Here is a 23,240-nt window from a genome sequence, read left to right as displayed (position 1 = left end):
TATCATGTCACCGCGAATAAATTCGCCGTTGGCACTTCCTCCACGCATCTATTGCCAAGTGGCTTCCGTGCCTTTCGTTCTATTTGGTGATCGATCATGGAAATCGAGTGCAAGTATTTTACGATTATTTATGTTGTATAAACTACAACTAATTTCATCGAGAGGTGAAGATTAACTAAACTATTAAGATGTAAGTTAGCTTTGTGGTGAAAGCCCCGTGCTAACAGCAATTTCAGGCAAACAACAAACAACCGATAAAGAGCGGGATGGTAAATTACTGGGCGATCGCCATCGGCATTAATCAATATCAATCCTTTCAACCTCTCAGTTGCGCTCAAGCCGATGCTGAGGCAATTAAGGATTTTTTGGTGACACAAGCAGGTTTTCTTCCCGAAAAATGCCTGTTAATGACAAATACTTCACCCCCCATAGGAGAGCAATCCTCCTATCCGACAAAGGAAAACATCCTCTCGTTGCTAGAAGAATTAGCAGCCACATTCTGGCAGCCAGAGGACTGTCTATGGTTATTTTTTAGCGGCTACGGGGTTAACCACAAAGAACAAGATTATTTAATGCCAGTCGCAGGGAATCCTGATCAAGTTCCCGAAACCGGGATAGAAGTGCGATCGCTCGTACAGAGTCTACAAGTTACCGGACTCAATATCTTACTCATCTTTGATATTAACCGCGCTTTTGGAACTCAAGCCGATGCACCCGTAGGACAAGAAATCATCGAACTAGCCCAAGAACTGCAAATGGGGGCAATTATTTCCTGTCAACCTGAAGAATTTTCCCATGAAAGCACAGAATTAGGTCATGGTTTCTTCACAGCAGCATTATTAGAAGCCTTGGGTTCTGCAAAAGGCTACAACTTTGCCGATTTAGCCGCTTATCTGACTTATCTTACTCCCAAACTTTGTCAACACCACTGGCGGCCAGTCCAAAACCCTGTGACTATCATTCCCTCTCAACAGCCAGCTATTTTACCCACGTTGACATTAGATGAAAACTCAGAAGCACTAATTTTCCCAGCAGAAAGTTTTGCTATCACCCGGACTGCACCTCCTCTAGAAAATAGTGCCTCTAGCGCCACAGACAAGGCTTGGTGGACAGAGAATGCCTCAGTAGAGACTACTTTAAGCCAAATAAAGACAGGGGGAAATTTAGCACTTCCACCAACCTCAGAGTCACTTATTAGCAGCAATTACACCTTAGCAACTTCCCCAGAATCCAAACCGGGGGGCAGATTTATTCCCGCTCTCCCCACAGCTAACACCTATCCTTCATCCCAGTCCGAGCTACCAATTTGGCAACAGTTTATTATTTGGGGTGGCGGTACTATGGTGGTAGTAGGTTTAATTGCTACATTTTTACTTCGTAATCATGAGAGTTTCCGGTTTAAAAATTTCTCAAAAACAGTATCTAATAATCGGACTAGCAAACTTCCACTTCCCCAAATATTTCCCACTCCTCAAAATCCTAGTACAGCCCAAATCAATTCAAATACAGACTCTCATAAACGTAATCAAGCTATTTCCGACCTAGAAAAAATGTCTCTTATCCCTACTAAACCGAGTAATTTAAGTATTGCGATCGCTAAAGCCCAAAGAACTCCAGCGGACGCACCACTATACGCCAAAGCTCAGGAGAATATTCAGGTTTGGTGTCAAATGATTTTAGAGTTGGCACAAGCACAAGCCAAACAAGGAAAATATGAAAATGCGATAGCAACTGCCCAGTTAATTACCAAAAAAGAGCCGCTTCATACCCAAGCCCAAACTGTCATTCAAAAATGGCAACTAGAAGCCAAGCAATATGTAAGCAATAAAACTCTCTTAGATGCAGCTACAGCTTTGATCATTCCTCAACAAGCATCTACATATAATCGCGCTATCGAAGTAGCCAAAAAAATCCAAAAAGGACAACCTGGGTTTGAAATTGCCCAAACGTCAATTAATCAGTGGAGTGAAAAAATTTTAGATTTAGCCAAAATCCACGCCACTCAAGGAGATTTTAATGCCGCTGTCGCCACTGCTATATTAGTCCCAAAAGTGACGATTGCTTATGAAGATGCTCAGGATGCTATCCAAAAATGGCAACAGCAAAAGAATTAGTCAGTTGTTCGTTGTCAGTTGTCAGTTGTCAGTTGTCAGTTGTCAGTTGTTCGTTGTCAGTTGTTCGTTGTCAGTTGTCAGTTGTCAGTTGTAAAACTACTACTTATTACCTATTACCCATTACCCATTACCTATGACCCATTACCTATGACCCATTAGCAATATTGGGAAATATCTTCGCCACAGGTATCAGCTAGATAGCACATCGCTTTAAATCGCAAACCTACTACTTCTTCGTATAAAGGATTAAGTTTACACATTGGCGGAATGTGAAACAGTGTTTTCCCAAATACTTTGACATCACGCTCAAATGGACACTGAGCCGGAATGTATTTACACAAACGATGAGCTAATAGGCGATCGCTTACTTGGATGTTATCTAGCCAATTACGCACAGGACGCAAAAAGTCCCAAATAGAATTAGCTGCAACATGGTGCAATGGATTAACATTAGCTGCACTAGCCTCTACTGGATTTATAGAAATCCAACTTGTTAAAAAAATATTTTTGCTGGTATTTTTAGATACTTTCACAGTAATTCCTCTTTTCTTATGAGGGTATTCACTTGACTAATGAATATAGAATATGACAAGAACCTGAAGCACAGAACAGGAAGGAAATTCTGTAAGAGTGTAATTAACTGCTTCCTCTGATTGAATCTATATGTTAATACGTCAATCTGACCATAATTTCCCAAAAAGCAATACTGTACTTGTTCAATCTTATTAGTAACTTGGCACAGTTAAAATTCTAATAAAGGCATCTGCCTTTAGGTGTGATTTCTTTTAACTGCAACAAAACTTATTATAGCAATAATTATCAATAATTAAGATTAAGAAAAATATTCTTACATAGCTAAATCTAGTCCGTGATTTCTACTAAATTTGTCATTTATAGTACCTTGTCCTTAACCTATCTAAGTATTAGTGTTGCTATTGAGCTTTACTTGTAGTCCTCTGAGCTTATTGATAGTCCTTACTTTTGGCTGTGGCATCATTTCGACTTGCTTTTTCAATGACACCATAGCCCCAATTTTTACACCCCTCACCTTTAGTCTAACTCTATCTTGAGGATTAAATCCATTATTTGCGTATTAACGCTACTAACATTAGTTATATAGCCACCTTCACTACTAATCTTCAAAATAAAATATCAGAATCCTATTTTACTTTTGAGCAAAACAGTGATTTGCTTCAGGATAATTGTAACAAATTGCAAAGATAAATCTTCAAAAATGAACCCCGGTTATTGTCAGATGATAAAATGAACCATCGGTATTTGTATTCCGTATAAGTTCAATTTCGTCACAATAATGGAGATTCGTTCAATGAATTGGCATAAGTTTAGATACAATATCAGACGGATCTTTCATAAATATAACTATGACCTTGTCAGGCATCCAATAGCTGATCTAGCCTTTATGTCATACGGAATCAATAAAGTTTTTGATGTTGGTGCTAATGTCGGTCAGTATGCTGAACGACAAATATCACTAGGCTATACAGGTCAAATCATATCATTTGAACCGATTTCATCAGTTTTTACTGAGTTAGAAAAAAATGCCCGTAGTTATACTAAGTGGAAAGTTTTAAACTGTGGACTTGGCAATTACGATGGAGAGGCTGTAATTAACATTTCTAAAAGTTCTGAATTCAGTTCGCTTTTGAAACCAACTCCATTTCTCAATCAAATGTATCCTAATTCAGTATCTACAGTCCAAGAGAAAATTAAGATACATAAATTTGATTCACTTTTTAATGAATATTATCAACCGGGAGATAAAGTTTTTCTAAAAATTGATACAGAAGGTTACGAAAAAGATGTTTTAGCAGGTGCAATAAACTCACTTGAACATATATCAGGACTTCAATTAGAGCTATCCTTTAAAGAGCATTATCAAGGTGAATTATTATTTATGAATATGGTTAATTTTTTATTAGAAAAAGGATTTACATTGGTAGCATTAACGCCCCTTTATCATAATTTAAAAAGTGGCAATATATTAAAAGCCGACGGTATATTTTGGCGTTTATAATCCTATAGCAGTAATTTACAGTCTTGTTAACTCTCAAACAAAAGCGCAAAGATGCCAAAAAACACCTTTGCGCCTCTGCGCCTTTGCGTGAGCTAACTCTTAAGAAGCAACCGCAGTAGAACGAGTGCGTCGTCTTCTACCATCAGAAACCTTAGCAGCAGGTTCTTCAGGGACTTGCATCAACAACGTCAGAGAAGGTTGACATTGCAACTCTCTCCGCATAGAACGAGCTAATTCCCGCTCTAAGGTTTCCTGCAAACCACCCCAATCTGTATCAGCGGGTTGTCCTTCAACAGGTGAAAACTCTGACCAACGGACGCTGAGAATTTCTTCAATGCGTTGTTGTACCCATTTTTGCAACAGCGATCGCTCGATACTTGTCACCACACCCTGCATGAGAAGTTCTGGTTTAGCCATCAGCTTACCACTCCAATCAATAGCAGCAGCAATAGTCACAGTCCCTTCAGAAGCCATGCGTTGGCGTTCTTGCAACACTTTAGAACTAACCATACCAGAACTAGAAGTATCCACCAATTCAATCCCTGCTGGAACTTTCCCAGCAACGCGGATAGAATGTTCTGTCAACTCAATGACATCCCCATTTTCGATAATGATCATATTTTCTGCCGGAATGCCCATACTTTGAGCAGTTTCCGAATGCTTGACTAACATCCGATGTTCACCGTGAAATGGCACAAAGAACTTGGGACGAGTTAAAGCAATCATCAGCTTTTGTTCTTCCTGACAACCGTGGCCAGAAACGTGAATCCCCTTATCCCGTCCATAGACCACTTTTGCCCCCTGAATCATCAATTTATCAATGGTATTAACCACCGCAATTGTATTACCAGGAATGGGGTTAGCAGAGAATAAAACCGTATCTCCTTGGCGAATTTTGATATGGGGGTGTTCTTTATTCGCAATTCTTGTCATTGCTGCCATTCTTTCACCCTGAGAGCCAGTAGTTAAAATCAGCACTCTTTCATCTGGCATTCCCCGCACAGTATGCAACGGTTGGAACAGGCTATCTTCACATTTGATATAACCTAAATTGCGGGCATGGGCGATTAAATTCAGCATGGAACGCCCAACAATCGTCACTACACGGTTATGTTTTCTTGCTAGTTGCAAAATCATGTTAATGCGATGGACGCTAGAAGAAAAGGTCGTGATAAATAAGCGTCCAGTTGCGTGGGAAAATTCTCGGTCAAGGTTAGGAAAAACAGCCCGTTCAGAAGGTGTAAATCCTGGCAATTCTGCGTTAGTGGAATCACTCAATAAGCAAAGTACGCCTTTTTCACCATGTTCTGCTAGACGTTGTAAGTCGAACTTTTCACCATCTACGGGAGTATGATCAATTTTAAAATCTCCGGTGTGGATAACTACGCCTATTGGTGTATGAATAGCAACAGTGAAGCTATCAGCAATGGAGTGGGTGTTACGGATATATTCAACTAAGAAATGTTTGCCAATTCGCACCATGTCACGGGGCATAACTGTTCTTAATTCTGTGCGATCTTTTACCCCAGCTTCTTCCAATTTACCCTCTAGCATTGCCATTGCTAGTCTTGGTCCATGAATCACTGGAATATCAAATTGCTTCAAGTGAAAAGCAATTCCCCCAATATGGTCTTCATGACCATGAGTGACGATCATCCCTTTAATTTTGTGGCGATTTTCTCGGAGATAAGTTGTGTCAGGTAATACAATATTTACCCCGTGCATGGCTTCTGTGGGAAATGCCAATCCTGCGTCTAAAAGGACAATTTCGTCTTCATACTCGAAAACGCAAGTATTTTTACCTATTTCGTGTAAACCGCCCAAAGGAATAATTTTGAGAGCGGAATTAGCTTCGTTTTTAACCATTTTGTCCTGGATATTTTTGTTAGTTGTGAATCAGTTGATAGTTCGGTTTCTGGGATGAAAGAAAAGACCAAATTTCTGTTTAAATTTAGTTTTTGATAGAGTCCTATTCAATTTTGTTTACCGAAAACGGACTTAAAACTGAATGATTTTTATATGGTTCAGTTGTAGCACAGGTGTTTAAATTGCAATAAAGTAACAATTTGTACACATTATTTATAAATCACTCACCTATTGTGGCTGGGATTAAATTCAGTTTTTGCATGACTGACTCTAATTTTTTAGATACATCTGTATCAGCGTCACACAGGGGTGGACGAGTTGAACCTACTTCCCAACCTTGCAGTTTTAGTGCTTCTTTGACAGGAATGGGATTGGTAGTTAAAAATAAAGCTTTAAACAATGGGAACAGTTGCAGATGAATGTCGGTAGCAATTTGAGTTTTTCCCACTTTCCATGCTTGAATCATTTCTTGGATTTGATTACCCACTAAATGAGAAGCTACACTGACTATACCTTGAGAGCCGATCGCTAACATGGGCAGGGTTAAAGAATCATCTCCAGCGTAAATCTCAAATTCTTTTGGTGTCAAGCGACGGATTTCACTCACTTGATCTAAGTTACCACTGGCTTCTTTAATGGCAACAATGTTATTAATTTCTGCTAACTTGACCACTGTTTCTGAACTGAGGTTTTGACCTGTGCGTCCAGGAACGTTATATAACATCATTGGCAGGTCGGGACAGCATTGTGCTATTGCCTGGAAATGTCGATATAATCCAGCTTGTGGCGGTTTGTTGTAGTAGGGAACTACTTGTAAAGAACCATGTACTCCTATCTTAGCGGCTTTTTGGGTGGCAGCGATCGCTTCTTTGGTGTCATTAGAACCACATCCAGCCATTACTTTAGCTTTACCTGCTACAGTTTGCAATACCTCAGCAAATAATTGGTATTCTTCCTCCCAAGTCAGGGTTGGGGATTCCCCTGTTGTTCCACACACCACCAATGTATCTGTACCGTTGTTAACTAGATAATCTGCTAGTTTGGCAACTACATCATAATTAATACTACCGTCTGCTTTAAACGGCGTAATCATAGCGGTTACAACTGTTCCAAAATCTCCCACACTCTTTTCTCTCCTAATTTGTTAGTTGTCAGTTGTCAGTAGGGGCGAAGCATTTGGAAGATAAATTATCAGTCATTGCCAAAAATAGTTCTCCAAATGCTTCGCCCGTACAGTTGTCGGTTGTCAGTAGGGGCGAAGCATTTGGAAGATAAATTATCGGTCATTGCCAAAAATAGTTCTCCAAATGCTTCGCCCGTACAGTTGTCGGTTGTCAGTTATTAATTAATGGTGACAAATGACTGAATTTAAACTTATACTGTAGTCAATTTTAGTAAATTTTTTTCTACTAATAATTCGGCAATTTGCACTGCATTTAAAGCTGCACCTTTACGAATTTGATCGCCACATAGCCACAATTCTAAACCGCAAGCATGAGAAATATCCTGACGAATTCTGCCTACTAAAACCTCATCTTTACCACTGGCATCTATGGGCATAGGGAAATAATTTGCTTGCCAATCTTCCACTAATTTAACACCAGGTGATTTTCTTAAAATTTCTCTGGCCTCATCTGGATCAAAAGGTGTTTCAAACTCTAGATTAATCGCCTCAGAATGGGCGCGGAGGACGGGAACCCGTACACAAGTCGCGGTAATTCTGATTTCTTGACTACCAAAGATTTTGCGGGTTTCGTTCACCATTTTCATTTCTTCCTCACAATATCCCCAAGCTGTCATCGGAGAATTATGGGTAAATAAATTAAATGCCAATGGGTAAGGTAAAACTTCCGCTACAGGTTGCTTTCCTTGTAGTATAGCGTCACTTTGGATTTTTACTTCCTCCATGGCCTGAGCGCCAGCACCACTAGCAGATTGATAGGTAGCTGCTACAATCCTTTTAACTGGTTTGACTTGATGTAAAGGCCACACTGCCAAGGACATAAGAATCGTTGTACAGTTGGGATTGGCAATAATTCCTTTGTGAGTAAATGCGGCTTGGGGATTTACTTCTGGAACTACCAAGGGGACATCCGGGTTCATCCGAAAGGCACTGGAATTATCAATTACCACTGCTCCTTTTTGCACAGCTATCCCAGCCCATATTTTGGAGATGCTACCCCCAGCACTAGCTAAGACTATATCTATATTTTCTAAACTGCGATCGCTCACAGCTTCAACTGGGATATCTTCCCCTTTGAATCTGAGTGTTTTTCCCGCACTGCGTTCTGATGCCAACAATTTTAAATCAGCTAGGGGAAAATTTCGACTTTCTAGTAATTCCAGCAACTCCGTACCTACAGCACCAGTTGCACCCAAAATAGCTACACGATAGGACTTAGACAAACTCGACTCCTCCTTTAAGAGGTAATTAGCACTTTTTTTTCGGACAACTTAAAAATTAAATGTTTCTGTCGTTCCGCTCAACAGCAGATTTTAAATAGTAAAATTTGCATATTTTTGTGATTATATCTCAGTTTTTGATGGTTATTAAGGAATTTGAGACTTTGTTATTCATATGGCAAAATTAACTGATACCATGGTCTACAGCAATTTAAGTTATAGCGATCAAATATAGTTATATACTATCGTATAATATTCTATTATACGGCAAACTGCAAAAAAAAAGAAAAAGAAGCGCGATTAATATTTTAGGTATTTTTAAGAAGCCCGATCTGTAAAGTTATGTTACCGGAGTTAAGGCTACCATTGAAGAATACCATCAAGTGTTTTGTCCCTGACTTTTAGCAGTATACTGGATATCTCCCTAAGGAGATTCATAAGCATTTTTAGCTGAATGATAGCTAGTCAGTGGATGATCAAGTCTTGAAGACAGCGTGTAAGCTGAAGTCGGGATAACTGAATCCCCATTGGTGTCAACTTAACGCAAAACCCCATTCCGCAAGGAACTCAAGCTCCTTGCTAATAATAAAAGTTATCTTTTGATGACTAAACACTAGGCAAATTTATTAGTCCGTTTTAACGGACTTGAGCTATGAGACAGGGAATTTATTCCCTGACGGTTGTGGAAGGTAACAGATAAGCCATTTTTAGTTTAAGTTGACACCAATGCCCAATCCCATATCCCCGTTGAAGTAAGAAGTAAATGTCTAGACTTGTCTAGTATTTAGATAGCAGATTAAAATACCAGAAAACAAGAAATAAAGCATGAAAGTTACCCAGGAAAAACTCCCCGCTAGTCAAATTGGTTTAGAAATAGAAATTACATCGGAAATTACCACACAAAAATACGAGCAAGTCCTGAGAAATTTAACTAAGACCGTAAATATTCCTGGGTTTCGTAAAGGCAAAGTACCCCGGCAAATATTAATACAACGTATCGGTACTACTCGCGTTAAGGCAACTGCCCTAGAAGAAATCATTCAAGAAGGGATTGAGCAAGCAATTAAACAAGAAGCAATTACCGCTCTTGGTCAGCCCCAATTACGCTCTTCCTTTGATGATTTGATTAATAGTTATGAACCAGGAAAACCCCTGACTTTTGCGGTGGCTGTGGATGTAATTCCAGAAATCAAGTTAAACCAATACACTGGTTTAGAAGCCAAAGCGGAGGAAATTAAATATGATCCTACCCAGGTAGATACCGTTATTGAAGCCCAAAGAGAAAAGTTAGGAACTTTAGTCCCTGTAGAAGGACGGGCTACGGAAATCGGTGATATGGCAGTAATTGACTTTAAGGGTGTAATTGCTAAAACTGAAGGTGATGATCCTGACAGTGAACCCAAACCAATTCCTGGTGGAGAAGGAACTGATTTTCAAGTTGAGTTACAAGAAGATAAGTTTATTCCCGGTTTTGTGTTGGGGATAGTGGGTATGAACCCTGGGGAAACAAAAGAGGTATCTGCTCAATTCCCAGATCCTTATGGTAACGAAGAATTATCTGGTAAAGCGGCTCTGTTTACCATCACGCTTAAAGAAATTAAAGTTAAAGAATTGCCAGAGTTGGATGACGATTTTGCTCAAGAAGTCAGTGACTTTGAGACATTAGAGGAATTGCGGGCATCATTGACCCAGCGGTATGAAAAAGAAGCGGCAGATAAAACCAGAAATAATCAGCAAGAAGCTTTATTAACAGAATTGCTTAATCATGTCGAAATAGACTTGCCAACAACATTAATTGATCAAGAAGTTGATGCTATGCTGTCACAAACAGCAATGAAGTTGTCTGAGCAGGGAATAGATGTGAAAAAGCTATTTACCCAGGAAATTATTCCCCAATTACGGGATAGATCCAAACCTGAAGCTATAGAACGTCTTAAACGGACTCTATCTTTGCAAGAAATTGGTAAACGCGAATCTATTGAAGTTGCAGCCGCAGAAGTGGAAGCTAGAGTCACAGAATTGCTGACAGAGTATGCTGATCAAGATTTGGATGAAAAGAGATTACGTGGAGTTGTTCAAGAAGAACTTCTCACCACAAAGATTGTTGATTGGTTACTAGAACGTTCTTCTGTGGAACTAGTAGCAGAAGGGTCTTTAACTCCTCCAGAAGAACCAGATTCAGAAGCAGAAGCCGCTGAAGCAGTTGCTGAAGTAGTTCAGGAAGAAGAAACCAGTAATCCTGAGTAATGGGTCATGGGTCATGGGTCATGGGTCATGGGTCATGGGTAAAAGTTCTTTCTTTTACTCTTGCCCCTGCCCCCTGCCCCTGCCTTCTGCGCCCTGAATTTTGCCATATAAGGCATAATGGTTAACAGTTCACAATTTCATTTCATTTATTGTTAAATATTCTAGATTATGCTTGTATCGCAGTCAGGAAATTACCCCATCAACAGCTTGAGTCCTATCGGGGCTAGTGGCAATTTAAGCACCTCTAGCAACATTGTACCGATGGTTGTAGAACAGTCGGGGATGGGAGAAAGGGCATTTGATATCTACTCCCGCTTACTGCGCGAGCGGATTATTTTTTTGGGAACACCGATAGATGATGTTGTCGCTAATTCTATTGTTGCCCAATTACTTTTCCTCGATTCTGAAGACGCGGAAAAGGATATTCAATTGTACATTAATTCTCCTGGTGGCTCTGTCTACGCGGGTATGGCAATCTATGATACAATTCAACAAATACGTCCCGATGTTGTAACTATCTGTTTTGGACTAGCCGCAAGCATGGGGGCATTTTTATTAACATCTGGAACTGCCGGAAAGCGGATGTCTTTACCTGACTCCCGGATTATGATTCACCAACCCCTGGGTGGCGCTCAAGGGCAAGCTATTGACATTGAAATTCAAGCGCGAGAAATTCTTTACATCAAGGGTGAATTAAATCAGTTAATGTCTAAACATACTGGTCAACCCTTGGAAAGAATTGAAACTGATACCGAGCGCGACTTTTTCATGTCAGCAGAAGAGGCGAAGAATTATGGTTTGATTGATCAGGTCATTTCTCGACAAAATCTGCCCACAGCAGGGTAAATCGTCATCATTCTGAAATAAGAGGCTGATATGTCTAAGTACGACTCCCATTTAAAATGTTCATTTTGTGGTAAGTCTCAAGAGCAAGTCCGTAAATTAATCGCAGGTCCGGGAGTCTACATCTGCGATGAATGCGTTGACTTGTGTAATGAAATCCTTGATGAGGAGTTGCTGGATACTAATACTGCGGCAGCATCACAACCAACTCAAAAGTCAGAACCAGCGGAAAAACGGCGGACACGTTCGTCTAATCTCTCATTTAATCAAATTCCTAAACCGAGGGAGATTAAAAATTATTTAGACGAACACGTGATCGGCCAAGATGAAGCTAAAAAAGTGCTATCTGTCGCTGTTTACAATCACTACAAACGGTTGGCTATTCTTCAGGCTAAAGGCAGTGCCAAAGTTGAGGCTGATGATGCTATAGAACTACAAAAGTCCAATATTTTACTTATTGGTCCGACTGGTTGCGGTAAGACTTTATTGGCACAAACTCTCGCTAAAATTCTGGATGTCCCCTTTGCTGTGGCTGATGCTACAACCCTAACTGAAGCGGGGTATGTGGGGGAAGATGTGGAAAATATCTTGTTGCGTTTGTTGCAGGTGGCGGATTTGGATGTGGAAGAGGCTCAACGGGGCATTATCTACATTGATGAAATTGATAAAATCGCCCGCAAGAGTGAAAATCCCTCGATTACCAGGGATGTTTCTGGAGAAGGGGTACAACAGGCTTTGCTGAAAATGTTGGAGGGGACTGTTGCTAATGTTCCCCCTCAAGGCGGACGTAAGCACCCATATCAAGATTGTATCCAAATTGATACGAGTAATATTTTGTTTGTCTGTGGTGGGGCTTTTGTCGGTTTGGAAAAGGTTGTAGATCAGAGAGTGGGTAAAAAGTCAATCGGCTTTGTTCAACCAGGAGATGTGCAAACTAAGGAAAAACGCGCTGCGGATACATTGCGTCATTTGCAACCGGATGATTTGGTGAAATTTGGCATGATTCCTGAGTTTATTGGGCGGATTCCCATGGTGGCTGTGGTAGATCCTCTGGATGAGGACGCGCTGATGGCAATTCTAACTGAACCACGCAGCGCTTTGGTGAAACAGTACCAAAAACTGTTGAATATGGATAATGTCCAGTTAGATTTTAAACCAGATGCTTTGAAAGCGATCGCTCAAGAGGCTTATCGGCGAAAAACTGGAGCGCGGGCTTTACGCGGTATTGTGGAAGAGTTGATGCTGGATGTAATGTATGAGTTACCTTCTCGTAAGGATGTGACTCGCTGTACTATTACTAAGGAAATGGTGGAAAAACGTTCTACTGCGGAACTGATTGTACATCCTTCTTCTTTACCTAAACCAGAGTCGGCTTAATTGTCAGTTGTCAGTAGGGGCGAAGCATTTGGAAGATAAATTATCGGTCATTGCCAAAAATAGTTCTCCAAATGCTTCGCCCGTACAGTTGTCAGAAGCATTTGGAAGATAAATTATCGGTCATTGCCAAAAATAGTTCTCCAAATGCTTCGCCCGTACAATTGTCAGTGGTCAGTTGTCAATTGACAATTGTTAGTTTTTAATTTTTAATTCTTAATTGTGACAATGAGTTATATAAATGTTCGGGGTGTTGATCATTATTACGAGTGGATGAAAAAACCATCAGATGTTATGAAACCAGTGATGGTTTTTTTGCATGGTTGGGCTGGTTCAGCAAGATATTGGCAAAGTACGGCTGAGGCTTTATTAGATAATTTTGATTGTTTATTATATGATTTACGGGGTTTTGGCCGTTCTCAATGTCAGCCTCATTTAAGTTATGAATTAACAGAATATGCGGAAGATTTGGCGGTTTTATTAAATGAGTTAAATCTTGATCGTGTTTATATTAATGCCCATTCTATGGGTGCTTCTATTGCTACTTTATTTTTTAATCGTTATCCCCAAAAAGTTGAAAAGGGAATTTTAACTTGTAGTGGAATTTTTGAATATGATGAAAAGGCTTTTTCTGCTTTTCATCAATTCGGTGGTTATGTAGTTAAATTCCGTCCCCAATGGTTAAGTAAAATTCCCTTGGCTGATAGAATGTTTATGGCTAGGTTTTTACATCGTTCTATTCCTAAAGCTGAACGACAGGCTTTTTTAGAAGATTTTATTAATGCTAATTATGATGCGGCTTTGGGGACTATTTATACTTCTGTTAGTCAAGAACAAGCGGAAACAATGCCGGGAGAATTTGCGAAATTAACTATCCCAACTTTGCTAATTGCTGGGGAATATGACATTATTATTCCGGCTAAATTAGGAAAAACAGCGGCGGCTTTAAGTGATAAGGTTGAATTAAATATTATTCCCAATACGGGACATTTTCCGATGTTGGAAGACTCAGAAACTTATTTGGCAAAAGTCAAAGAGTTTTTAAGTTGTTCGTAATTGGGTTTGAGCCTAAAATTATCTAAAAATAACTACAAATACTACTTTCTTGTCAATAAATGTTCTCCCACCCGCAAAGCATTAGCAATAATAGTTAACGAAGGATTTACCGCAGCACTAGAAGGAAAAAAGCTACCATCAACAACATAAAGATTATCAACATCATGAGTCCGACAATTGATATCCAAAACCGAAGTATTTGCATCTTCACCAAAACGACAAGTACCACATTGATGAGTAACTTCTCTTAAACCCATTTTTTGAGGAATATGTAAAGTTCCAGATGATTTAAATACAGAAATTGACTGTAAAACCTGAATCCATTGCTGAATTAATTTATTAAATGCTGTTTTATTATTATAAGTATATTCCAGAAAAACCTTCCCATTTCTATTCAAAACCCTATTATTAAAATCTGGTAAATCCTCCGTTATCACTAACCAAGATAGAGAATGATTAGCTATAGCCTCAGCAATAAAATTTGGCATTAAAGGCGGACCATAAGCCATGATTTTATCTTTATTTGCACCACCAAGTAATTGCACACTACCCATAGGATAATCAAAGTCTTGATTTCCCCAATAAAAATCAGTAAAAGCCAAAGTTTTGGGAAAAACGGTATGATTCCTCTTAGTATTCAAGGTCATAACCACAGCAAAATTATGTGCCATGTAATTTCGTCCCACAAGATTAGAACTATTAGCTAATCCATTGGGGTGATGATCATTGGCAGATTTCAATAACAATAATTGTTCTAAAACTAAAATTTTCTTGCCACTGGATGCTAATTTGTAGGCTAAAGTTCCACCTCCAGCACCAGTACCAATGATGATAAAGTCGTAATAATTGACAGTCATTGTTTACTATTTTTTGCTCTAGAACCGGAGGCAAATACAGCTATTCTACTTCTACCTATTAAGTTTGTTAAAATAGATGAATTATGTTGTTTAAAATTAGAGATTAGTCATTAATTTAGCCTGTCTTAATTGTTAATTCTGTATTTTAAATCCTATCAGCAACAGAGCAGAATCGTCCAAGGAGGACATTTTGCAGTAAAATTAGGGCTTTGCATAGAGGAAAGAAAAAAAATGACCCGTGTGATCATCGTGCGTCATGGTCAAAGTACCTACAATATAGAAAAACGTATTCAAGGGCGCAGTGATGCCTCATCATTAACCGCAAAAGGTCAAAATGATGCCAGTCAAGCAGGTAAAGCCCTCAGTAGTATTTCCTTTCAAGCTATTTATAGTAGTCCCCTCCAGCGAGCAAAATCCACAGCGGAAATTATCCGCAGTCAATTAGCTACACAATCTCCTGTGATTCAAATTGATGAAAACTTAGTAGAAGTTGATTTACCTCTGTGGGTAGGAATGACTACAAGTGAAGTCAAAGAAAACTTTACTGAAGATTACCGCACCTGGAAAGAACGTCCCCACGAGTTTCGCATGGTTGTCAATGAAGATTCCAGGACTAGAGAACATTTCCCAGTTCTGGCTTTATACGCTCAAGCCAAACAGTTTTGGCAAGAGGTTCTCCCCCAACACCAAGGCGAAACTATCCTGATTGTGGGTCATAATGGCATCAATCGTGCCTTAATTAGCACAGCCTTGGGAATTGCCCCCAGTCGTTACCATTGCTTACAACAATCTAACTGCGGAATTAGTATCTTGAATTTTACTGGTGGTTTGGGTGAACCAGTGCAGTTAGAATCCATGAATCAAACCCAACATTTGGGTGAAACTTTCCCTTCCTTGCGTCCTGGTCACGAAGGCGTAAGATTATTATTAGTGCGTCACGGGGAAACAGAATGGAATCGTCAAGGCAAATTTCAAGGACAAATTGATATTCCCCTCAATGATAATGGTAGAAACCAAGCTGCAAAAGCCGCAGAATTTCTCAAAGACGTAAATATTGATTTTGCTGTTAGCAGTACCATGTCCCGTCCCAAGGAAACAGCGGAAATTATCTTAAAATATCATGCTAGTTTGAAATTAGAACTATTTGCTGGTTTAAGAGAAATTAGTCATGGACTTTGGGAAGGCAAATTTGAATCAGAAATTGAGCAAGAATTTCCTGGAGAATTAGAAAGTTGGCGGACAATCCCCGCAAAGGTGCAAATGCCAGAAGGGGAAAATTTAGAACAAGTAAAAAAACGGAGTGTTGCCGATTGGAATACCATAGTTAAAAATGCCCAATCGCAGCAATTACAATTAGGATTAGTAGTAGCCCATGATGCCACTAATAAAACTTTGTTGTGCCATATTCTCGGTTTATCTAACGAGAATTTCTGGAACTTCCGTCAAGGTAATGGTGCTGTGAGTGTCATTGATTATCCTCATGGTATTCAAGGTTATCCAGTTCTGCAAGCGATGAATATTACTGGGCATTTAAGTAATGGTGTTCTTGATAAAACTGCGGCTGGTGCATTGTAGTTGAGATAAGTTGTTAGGGTAATTGATGAATTGCCCTAATATCAAATAGAGTAGGAGATTGAGAATAATTGAACGCAGATAAACGCAGATAAACGCAGATAAGAAGGGATGAATTAATGGATTTAAACGGAAATTGTTACAATCTAATTCACAAAGTGCCTGATACCGGAGATAGATGGTACAAAATATGGTACAAACGATAGACTTATTAAATTAAACACACTGATATTCTAAAATCATGAAAGCATCTGCTAAGTTCGACTTTGAAGACGAGAAATTTAATGCCCCACCGTCCCAAGTGATTCCCTGGGGTTTAATGATCAATCCTCGCTATGGTACAGATGGTTTACAAAGCTATGGTTTAGCGATTAGCCGTGATAATGCTCAATCTGTTGGGTTTGAAGCAGATGATAATTGGCAACAGGTAGAACATGAATTTAGTTCTGGAGAAGTAGAAACAATATTTATTACTACTACTCCTAAGCTGGTGATTGTGCGTCGCGGTCCGTTATCTGTGCAAGATCGGGAAACCAAGATTAGACTAGGTACATACAAAGATTACAAAGAAGAGTTTTTAGCTGATAAACTTAAATTCAAAATTTATACTCGCCATTTGATTTTTTTAGTCGGTGAAGATAAAAAGTTTTTGCATCAATCACCTCTACAATTAACTCTGAGTGGTTCACCCGGCGCTAGTTTTGGTAAAAATTACTCTGAATATCAACAAGGGAGAATTACTGGCGGTTTTGCTGGGGAATTGGAAAAAGCTTATGCTGGTTTTCAAAAGAAACCAATAACTCCCAAGGGTCCTTTATTTCATGCTCATGGGATTTTTTGCCCTATCATTGAACCGGAAGAAAGAGGAATAGAACCGAATATTGCTTTGGTAGCTTCAACTGTAGATTATAAACATCCCACAATTTCAACTTTAACTGATTATATGATTGCCTCAGATTCCCCTGAGTCAGCAATTATTTGTAAGACTTTTGAAGAATACAAAGAATTTGGTAAGGAAGTAATTAAACCAGAGGCTTCTAAAGTAGAAACTTCTGGTGTTACTAGTTCTTATGTCTATGCGGATGACGATGAATTTAGTTATCCACCGTATTAGGTAGTAGGGGAGCAGGGGAGAAATTTTCTTCTTTCTTTCTCCTGACTCCTGACTCCTGACTCCTGACTCCTATTCTTTGAGTAATAAATAGAATAGTAAACCGTTACCGCCGGAAATACCAGCGCGATCGCCTGCTAATTCACCAGAACCCATGAAATAATCAACTCTTCCCGGTCCTTTAATTGCACTACCTGTGTCTTGATCTAAGACAAAACGGTTAACTAGACGAGATTCCAGTTTGCCACCATTAGTAGGATAAGGAAATGAATTGATAATTAGGGCTAATGCACCCGGTGGCATGAGAGATTTATCTGTAGCAATGGAACGTTCCGCAGTGACAGGAACAAGAATACTACCCGTCGCTGGTGTACCGTTAGTTTCTGCAAAGAAAACAAATCTTTCCCAACGGGGTAAATAATTACTTAACTCCTTGGGATGTTGGCGAAAATAAGTAATTAATTTAGGCATAGTTAAACCACTAAGTGGTAGTTTGCCATCTTTTGCCAGTTCTTTACCAATGGAAGTCCAAGCATAATCAGTTCCTCCAGCATAACCAACGGATGTTCTGCGTCCATTGGTTAATTTAATTTGGGCTGAACCTTGGATATGAACCATGTATGGATCTAGACGATTGCTAAACCAGAGAAGTTCTAACCCTCGTAACTTGCTTTTATCCCCTAGTAATCCATTTTTGCCTTCTAAATCAATCCGTTTGGGATGGGGTTTTGGCCAGTTTTGAAAATCTGCGGGCAGACGATAAAGAGGATATTTGTATACAGAAGTCCTGACACGGCTGGCAGTATACACAGGCTCATAATAAGCAGTAAACTTAACAGTCCCCTTACCATCGTTGCCTACAGACTGGTAAAAGACAAATTCCCGGCGCACAGCAGCTTGTAATTCTGCCGCTGACTGAGAACTTACAACTAGTTGTCGAAAGCGTAGCAAACTCCGCTGCACCCGATTTAGGGTAATTCCCTTGATTGGGTAAGTTTGATAGATAGTGATCGCTTTATTGGTTGCCAAATAGCGCAAACTGTTATCTATAGAACTTAGCAATGCTTGTTTATCACCTTGTTTACCCCAAAGTTGTTCGTCCAAACCCAGGCAATTTTGGGGGGTACAAACAGTTTCTAAATTAATAGGTTCGAGGGCTGGTAATACTGCTGGTGGTAATTCAGGCGTTACTGGGATTGTAACTGGCTGCGAATGAGGAGCTTGAGCGACAACTGACGAAAGTGGATTTATCAAGGCAATTCCCAGACTTAAAGCAAGCAAAGTAAGGTTTTTTCTCATTTTTATCTTTCAATACTGGAATTAAAAATTGGTTCTACTCGAATCCCTGCAATCTTAGACGGGCGTACCACCATATATTCTCCCTGAATATTTTTAATCGGTACGCTAATAAAATCATGAGAAGCTGACTTTGGCACAAGCTCACCGCTATACCACTTTTGAAATTCTTGAATAGTAGGAAAGCGCACTTCTTCCCGATGTCCATTGTCTAAGAGCAGGAAGACAGCATATTCACTCGGAGTTCTGGGCATAAATTTACATGACTAAAGATACAGCTACGCCATTGTTCACCACGTTACACCACTTTGACAGTCTCAGGGCTAAATTTGCGTTCCTAAGTTTTAAGTTTCCGGCATTTCGCATATTCCTATTAGGCAATGGTAGGAAAATAATTTTCGGTGAATCAGCAAGATGGAATGTTTTGATCCTGTTCCTAGGTTATGTTTATATTTGAGGTTTTTGACCTCTTGGCTACAAGTCACAGTAAAAATGTCTAATCAAGTTTGGTTATCACAGTTAAAAATACACCGAGCGATCGCGGTGATTCGCGCCCCAAAAATGGTATGGGGTGAGCAAATGGCCATAGCTGTAGCATCTGGGGGAATGCAGTTAATTGAAATTACCTGGAATAGCGATCATGCACCCGAATTAATTTCCCAACTCCGCGCCAAATTACCTAACTGTATGATTGGGACAGGAACGTTATTTAATGTCCAACAGTTAGAAGATGCGATCGCTTGTGGGGCGCAATTTCTCTTCAGTCCCCACACTGATCCCGAAATGATTCAAGCCGCAGTAGCCAAAAATATTCCGATTATTCCCGGTGCATTGACACCGACAGAAATTATTACCGCTTGGAATTATGGAGCAAGTTGTGTCAAGGTGTTTCCTGTGCAATCAGTGGGAGGAACTAGTTATATCAAAAGTTTACAAGGACCTCTTGGGCATATTCCCTTAATACCTACTGGTGGGGTGACATTAGAAAATGCCAAAGATTTTTTGCAAGTTGGTGCGGTAGCCGTAGGGTTGAGTAGCGAATTATTTCCGCAAGCATCAGTGTTACAGAAAAATTGGCAAGCAATCAGTCAACAAGCAAAAACCCTCATGCAGAGGTTACAATAGTAGTTGCAGCACTTTCCGGTGTGATGAGGTACTTATGTAGCGAGCAAGATGCCCGCACTACAAGAGTTTCATAATTCAAGTTTGTATCTCATGGTTTTGGAGATGAATAAGCAGGAGCTTTATCAATTGCACCCATTCTATCAAGTGGCCAAAAACGAGCTACAGCCCGACCAATCATATTTTTTCGGGGAACAACACCCCAACAACGCCCATCATAACTATTAGGACGATTATCACCGAGCATTAAGTAAGAATTTGCGGGAATAATTTCCGGTTTAGCCAAAAAAGGAGGTTGGAGTCCGCTACTATTGCAAGCTTCAACAAAAGTCCGCACAGAAGAGGATAGGTAAACATTTTCCGGTAGAGGCTGGCTATTTATATATACTTTCCCTTCTCTGAGTTCTACTTTTTCCCCAGGTAAACCAATTACTCTTTTAATAAATGCTTCCCGTTCAGGATTATTCTGTATTTCTTGTGGCGGTAAAAATACGACTATATCTCCCCGTTCGGGGTTAGCAAATTTATATTTCACTTTATCAACAATAATCTTGTCTGCCAGCCACTGGTCTTTGACACCATGGAGGGTTGGTTCCATAGAACCAGTAGGAATCCAACGGGCTTCGGCAACAAAGGTACGAATTCCTAGAGCCAGAAAGATACTCAAGATCATCGTTTTACCTAGCTCTACTATCCAGGAATTATCGGGTTCTTGACTAGAGTTTTTATCAGACGCTTGATTTTGCATGAAATTGTTGAAGTATGTTAGGAGACTAGTATTGAACTCAGACAGATAGACTTGATATTATTAATCTTAACCAGATGGAGCAGATGACAGTTAAATAAAGTAAAAAATCTAGTGCTTTTCTGTTGTCAGCTACAAACATTCAGGTTTTTAGCTTACTTGATGATAAACATTCTTTAACACAAAACCAAAATTAAAGGTTCTTCGTGCCAATTAAGTTTACCTTAAAGAAAAAGTTATCTATCATCCATAAATAGTTCCTTTATCCCGAAAAATCTTAAATCCATGTCAAATCCACAAAGTTTACTGATTCGTCACGCTGAAATTATTTTACCCAATGGTGAGTCAATGATTGGGGATGTGTTGATAGAAGGAAGGCACATAACCCAAGTAGGACAAGAAATTGCTAATGCTACACCCACTCATGAGATTGACGCAAAAGGATTAACTTTGTTGCCTGGTGTGATTGACCCCCAGGTGCATTTCCGTGAACCAGGACTAGAATACAAAGAAGACTTGTTTACTGCCAGTTGTGCTTGCGCTAAAGGGGGTGTGACTTCCTTTCTGGAAATGCCGAATACAAGACCTTTAACCATTACTCAATCAGCTTTAGATGATAAGTTACAACGGGCAGCCCAGAAGTGCTTAGTTAATTATGGCTTTTTTATTGGGGCTACGGCTGATAATTTACCAGATTTACTCTCTGCCCAGCCGACACCGGGAATTAAGATTTTCATGGGGTCAATGCACGGAGATTTGTTGGTGAGTCAGGAAGACTCTCTAGAGGCGATTTTTGCCCAAGGAAGCCGTTTAATTGCTGTTCATGCGGAAGATCAAGAGAGAATTAAGCAACGAAAACAGGAGTTTGCGGGGATTACAGATTTGGCTATTCATTCCCAAATTCAAGATAATCAAGCTGCATTATTAGCCACCCAATTGGCATTAAAACTTTCTAAGAAATACCAACGCCGGTTACATATTCTGCATATGTCAACAGCGGAGGAAGCGGAGTTGCTGCGTGAGGATAAACCAAGTTGGGTGACGGCAGAGGTAACACCACAACATTTACTTCTGAATACTAATGCTTATAACACTATTGGTAGTTTAGCGCAAATGAATCCACCTTTGCGATCGCCCCATGATAATGAAGTTCTCTGGCAAGCTCTACGTGATGGTATCATTGACTTCATTGCCACTGACCACGCCCCCCACACTCTGGAGGAAAAAGCCCAAACTTACCCCAACACCCCTTCAGGAATGCCCGGTGTAGAAACTTCTTTACCTTTAATGTTAACTGCTGCAATGGATGGAAAATGTACTGTTGCCCAAGTTGTGCAATGGATGTCTAAAGCGGTCGCGGTAGCTTATGGTATTGCCAATAAGGGAGAAATTACTCCTGGTTATGATGCTGATTTAGTTTTGGTAGATTTAAAAAATTACCATGAAGTTAAACGGGAAGAAGTTGTCAGCAAGTGTGGTTGGAGTTCCTTTGAAGGTTGGAATTTAACAGGTTGGCCTGTAACAACAATTGTCGGCGGTGAAATTGTTTATAATCAAGGTCAGCTAAATACCCAAGTTCGTGGACAAGCTTTAACTTTTAATGGGTGACAAGGTAGCTAAAAATCTTGTAAGTAAGCAGGCCAAATTAATGATATAAAAAGTTTGGATTTAATGTAGGGGTAGTGCCTCCGTGCCTACCCCGGTATTTAGGGCAACCACAGGGGGTTGGCCCCCTACAAAATTGATTGGTTTAGGGATTTTTTAAATGTTCAATTTATTTTGCAAGGGCAACCACAGGGGGTTTGCCCCTACTTGGATTGCGTTTCCGGCTTTCTTCAGTGAGTTGGACAAAATTAAATTCACGGGAACAGGGAACAGAAAAATCAATTGTGTAATTAATTCTGTTCCATTACTCATAACTGTAGTTTTGTATTCGCATAATGTTAATAATTGCCTGTTTAGATGCGGTTTACAACTATCTGTTTAATATTAAATTTGTATCTATTATTGTGGTTATTATGATAATATTGCGTATATCCTGCGTAAATTCTCTGTTTTAAATTAAGATTAAAGCATCAAATTCTGGCAAGTATCTAAGATGATTATGCGAAATCGGATATTTAGTATTTTATTGCTCACCTTATCTCTAACTACCACACCCCAGCTTGTATTTGCTCAAAATACTGTCCAACAGCTATTTAAACAAGGTGAAACAGCGGAAGCGGTGGGTGACAACTCCCAAGCGGAGACGATTTGGCGTAAGGTTTTGCAGGTTGAACCCAATAATGGCAAAGCTTATAACAATTTGGGTAATGCTTTACGACGACAGGGAAAATTACCAGAGGCTTTAGCAGCACACCAAAAAGCCCTACAACTCAACTCTAATGATGCAGAAGCCTATGTTGGTATAGGTAATGTATTAAATAACCAAAGTAAGCCAGATGAGGCTTTAGCGTACCATAAAAAGGCTTTACAGCTTAATCCTAAATTAGCTATTGCTTACAAAGGTCTTGGCATTGCCCTGAGAGACCAGAAGAAATTAGATGAGGCTGTTGCTGCTTACCAAAAAGCTATTGAACTTGACCCTAAATATGCTATT

At 39.7% G+C, this 23,240-nt stretch carries 20 protein-coding genes and 1 pseudogene; 13 read left to right on the top strand and 8 right to left on the bottom strand.

Features of this window, described 5'->3' with window-relative positions; all coding sequences use genetic code 11:
* Window positions 1–266: 266 nt before the first annotated feature.
* Both AN490_RS19665 and AN490_RS19660 read left to right on the top strand, forming a co-directional pair.
* Window positions 267–2,114 carry a caspase family protein gene (locus tag AN490_RS19665; protein ID WP_300006562.1) on the top strand — a complete coding sequence of 616 codons (1,848 nt, stop codon included), beginning with the start codon at window positions 267–269 and terminating at the stop codon, window positions 2,112–2,114.
* Complete coding sequence (locus AN490_RS19660; protein WP_300006561.1) at window positions 2,093–2,251, top strand: hypothetical protein; 159 nt, start codon at window positions 2,093–2,095, stop codon at window positions 2,249–2,251. The genes AN490_RS19665 and AN490_RS19660 overlap by 22 nt, the downstream gene beginning before the upstream one ends.
* A gap of 18 nt (window positions 2,252–2,269) precedes the next feature.
* Here the strand turns inward: AN490_RS19660 and AN490_RS19655 are convergent, their stop codons facing one another.
* On the bottom strand, window positions 2,270–2,647 hold the full coding sequence (locus AN490_RS19655) for a Mo-dependent nitrogenase C-terminal domain-containing protein (RefSeq protein WP_300006560.1): 378 nt from the start codon (window positions 2,645–2,647) through the stop codon (window positions 2,270–2,272).
* 794 nt (window positions 2,648–3,441) lie between these two features.
* Here AN490_RS19655 and AN490_RS19650 point away from each other — a divergent pair.
* Entirely contained in the window at window positions 3,442–4,149 is a 708-nt protein-coding gene (locus tag AN490_RS19650; protein ID WP_300006559.1) for an FkbM family methyltransferase, read from the top strand.
* Between the two features lie 99 nt (window positions 4,150–4,248).
* Here the strand turns inward: AN490_RS19650 and AN490_RS19645 are convergent, their stop codons facing one another.
* Window positions 4,249–6,015, bottom strand: coding sequence for a ribonuclease J (locus AN490_RS19645; RefSeq protein WP_015078060.1), 1,767 nt, complete (start codon window positions 6,013–6,015; stop codon window positions 4,249–4,251).
* 220 nt (window positions 6,016–6,235) lie between these two features.
* Complete coding sequence (dapA, locus tag AN490_RS19640) at window positions 6,236–7,138, bottom strand: 4-hydroxy-tetrahydrodipicolinate synthase (protein ID WP_300006558.1); 903 nt, start codon at window positions 7,136–7,138, stop codon at window positions 6,236–6,238.
* 96 nt (window positions 7,139–7,234) lie between these two features.
* Here dapA and AN490_RS19635 point away from each other — a divergent pair, with 96 nt between their 5' ends.
* Entirely contained in the window at window positions 7,235–7,360 is a 126-nt protein-coding gene (locus AN490_RS19635; protein WP_256370306.1) for a hypothetical protein, read from the top strand.
* Between the two features lie 29 nt (window positions 7,361–7,389).
* On the opposite strand, the gene AN490_RS19630 is transcribed toward AN490_RS19635, so the two are convergent.
* Window positions 7,390–8,421, bottom strand: a complete 1,032-nt coding sequence (locus AN490_RS19630) for an aspartate-semialdehyde dehydrogenase (protein WP_168652134.1) — start codon at window positions 8,419–8,421, stop codon at window positions 7,390–7,392.
* Between the two features lie 822 nt (window positions 8,422–9,243).
* On the opposite strand from AN490_RS19630, the gene tig reads away from it, so the two are divergent.
* The 4 genes from tig to AN490_RS19610 all read left to right on the top strand — a co-directional run bounded on the left by tig (window position 9,244) and on the right by AN490_RS19610 (window position 13,938).
* Complete coding sequence (gene tig / locus AN490_RS19625; protein WP_213711880.1) at window positions 9,244–10,665, top strand: trigger factor; 1,422 nt, start codon at window positions 9,244–9,246, stop codon at window positions 10,663–10,665.
* Between the two features lie 168 nt (window positions 10,666–10,833).
* On the top strand, window positions 10,834–11,511 hold the full coding sequence (clpP, locus tag AN490_RS19620) for an ATP-dependent Clp endopeptidase proteolytic subunit ClpP (protein ID WP_015078065.1): 678 nt from the start codon (window positions 10,834–10,836) through the stop codon (window positions 11,509–11,511).
* Between the two features lie 30 nt (window positions 11,512–11,541).
* A complete protein-coding gene (gene clpX, locus AN490_RS19615; protein WP_148763624.1) occupies window positions 11,542–12,885 on the top strand; it encodes an ATP-dependent protease ATP-binding subunit ClpX in 1,344 nt (447 codons plus the stop codon).
* 225 nt (window positions 12,886–13,110) lie between these two features.
* Window positions 13,111–13,938 carry an alpha/beta hydrolase gene (locus AN490_RS19610; RefSeq protein ID WP_300006557.1) on the top strand — a complete coding sequence of 276 codons (828 nt, stop codon included), beginning with the start codon at window positions 13,111–13,113 and terminating at the stop codon, window positions 13,936–13,938.
* Window positions 13,939–13,979: 41 nt separating this feature from the next.
* On the opposite strand, the pseudogene AN490_RS19605 reads toward AN490_RS19610, so the two are convergent.
* A pseudogene (locus tag AN490_RS19605) lies at window positions 13,980–14,687 on the bottom strand (GMC oxidoreductase); the annotation flags it as partial.
* 339 nt (window positions 14,688–15,026) lie between these two features.
* Between AN490_RS19605 and AN490_RS19600 the strand changes: the two are divergent.
* Together AN490_RS19600 and AN490_RS19595 are read left to right on the top strand one after the other, a co-directional pair.
* Window positions 15,027–16,370 (top strand): histidine phosphatase family protein, encoded by a 1,344-nt coding sequence (locus tag AN490_RS19600; RefSeq protein ID WP_300006556.1) that lies wholly within the window; start codon window positions 15,027–15,029, stop codon window positions 16,368–16,370.
* A 238-nt stretch (window positions 16,371–16,608) separates the two neighbouring features.
* Entirely contained in the window at window positions 16,609–17,481 is an 873-nt protein-coding gene (locus tag AN490_RS19595) for a DUF5895 domain-containing protein (protein ID WP_300006555.1), read from the top strand.
* A 69-nt stretch (window positions 17,482–17,550) separates the two neighbouring features.
* Here AN490_RS19595 and AN490_RS19590 read toward each other — a convergent pair whose 3' ends face one another.
* Together AN490_RS19590 and AN490_RS19585 are read right to left on the bottom strand one after the other, a co-directional pair.
* Window positions 17,551–18,777 (bottom strand): murein transglycosylase A, encoded by a 1,227-nt coding sequence (locus AN490_RS19590; RefSeq protein WP_300006554.1) that lies wholly within the window; start codon window positions 18,775–18,777, stop codon window positions 17,551–17,553.
* Window positions 18,778–18,779: 2 nt separating this feature from the next.
* Window positions 18,780–19,028 (bottom strand): hypothetical protein, encoded by a 249-nt coding sequence (locus AN490_RS19585; RefSeq protein ID WP_015078072.1) that lies wholly within the window; start codon window positions 19,026–19,028, stop codon window positions 18,780–18,782.
* A gap of 238 nt (window positions 19,029–19,266) precedes the next feature.
* Here AN490_RS19585 and AN490_RS19580 point away from each other — a divergent pair, with 238 nt between their 5' ends.
* Window positions 19,267–19,899 carry a bifunctional 4-hydroxy-2-oxoglutarate aldolase/2-dehydro-3-deoxy-phosphogluconate aldolase gene (locus tag AN490_RS19580; RefSeq protein ID WP_041458166.1) on the top strand — a complete coding sequence of 211 codons (633 nt, stop codon included), beginning with the start codon at window positions 19,267–19,269 and terminating at the stop codon, window positions 19,897–19,899.
* An 88-nt stretch (window positions 19,900–19,987) separates the two neighbouring features.
* Here the strand turns inward: AN490_RS19580 and lepB are convergent, their stop codons facing one another.
* On the bottom strand, window positions 19,988–20,644 hold the full coding sequence (lepB, locus tag AN490_RS19575) for a signal peptidase I (protein ID WP_015078075.1): 657 nt from the start codon (window positions 20,642–20,644) through the stop codon (window positions 19,988–19,990).
* Window positions 20,645–20,926: 282 nt separating this feature from the next.
* Between lepB and AN490_RS19570 the strand changes: the two genes are divergently transcribed.
* Complete coding sequence (locus AN490_RS19570; RefSeq protein ID WP_300006553.1) at window positions 20,927–22,249, top strand: dihydroorotase; 1,323 nt, start codon at window positions 20,927–20,929, stop codon at window positions 22,247–22,249.
* A 496-nt stretch (window positions 22,250–22,745) separates the two neighbouring features.
* Window positions 22,746–23,240: tetratricopeptide repeat protein (locus AN490_RS19565; protein ID WP_300006552.1), on the top strand; the 495-nt coding region annotated here is incomplete at its 3' end.

The organism is Anabaena sp. AL09 (assembly GCF_001672255.1).
Lineage (GTDB): Bacteria > Cyanobacteriota > Cyanobacteriia > Cyanobacteriales > Nostocaceae > Dolichospermum > Dolichospermum lemmermannii.
Note: the sequence above shows the minus strand (reverse complement) of the source record. Positions and strands in the feature narration are given on the sequence as shown.

Coding starts and splice junctions, on each gene's coding strand:
- AN490_RS19665 (WP_300006562.1), top strand. CDS start 267: ATGGTAAATTACTGGGCGATCGCCATCGGCATTAATCAATATCAATCC.
- AN490_RS19660 (WP_300006561.1), top strand. CDS start 2,093: ATGGCAACAGCAAAAGAATTAGTCAGTTGTTCGTTGTCAGTTGTCAGT.
- AN490_RS19650 (WP_300006559.1), top strand. CDS start 3,442: ATGAATTGGCATAAGTTTAGATACAATATCAGACGGATCTTTCATAAA.
- AN490_RS19645 (WP_015078060.1), bottom strand. CDS start 6,015: ATGGTTAAAAACGAAGCTAATTCCGCTCTCAAAATTATTCCTTTGGGC.
- AN490_RS19635 (WP_256370306.1), top strand. CDS start 7,235: ATGCTTCGCCCGTACAGTTGTCGGTTGTCAGTAGGGGCGAAGCATTTG.
- tig (WP_213711880.1), top strand. CDS start 9,244: ATGAAAGTTACCCAGGAAAAACTCCCCGCTAGTCAAATTGGTTTAGAA.
- clpP (WP_015078065.1), top strand. CDS start 10,834: ATGCTTGTATCGCAGTCAGGAAATTACCCCATCAACAGCTTGAGTCCT.
- clpX (WP_148763624.1), top strand. CDS start 11,542: ATGTCTAAGTACGACTCCCATTTAAAATGTTCATTTTGTGGTAAGTCT.
- AN490_RS19610 (WP_300006557.1), top strand. CDS start 13,111: ATGAGTTATATAAATGTTCGGGGTGTTGATCATTATTACGAGTGGATG.
- AN490_RS19600 (WP_300006556.1), top strand. CDS start 15,027: ATGACCCGTGTGATCATCGTGCGTCATGGTCAAAGTACCTACAATATA.
- AN490_RS19595 (WP_300006555.1), top strand. CDS start 16,609: ATGAAAGCATCTGCTAAGTTCGACTTTGAAGACGAGAAATTTAATGCC.
- AN490_RS19590 (WP_300006554.1), bottom strand. CDS start 18,777: ATGAGAAAAAACCTTACTTTGCTTGCTTTAAGTCTGGGAATTGCCTTG.
- AN490_RS19585 (WP_015078072.1), bottom strand. CDS start 19,028: ATGCCCAGAACTCCGAGTGAATATGCTGTCTTCCTGCTCTTAGACAAT.
- AN490_RS19580 (WP_041458166.1), top strand. CDS start 19,267: ATGTCTAATCAAGTTTGGTTATCACAGTTAAAAATACACCGAGCGATC.
- lepB (WP_015078075.1), bottom strand. CDS start 20,644: ATGCAAAATCAAGCGTCTGATAAAAACTCTAGTCAAGAACCCGATAAT.
- AN490_RS19570 (WP_300006553.1), top strand. CDS start 20,927: ATGTCAAATCCACAAAGTTTACTGATTCGTCACGCTGAAATTATTTTA.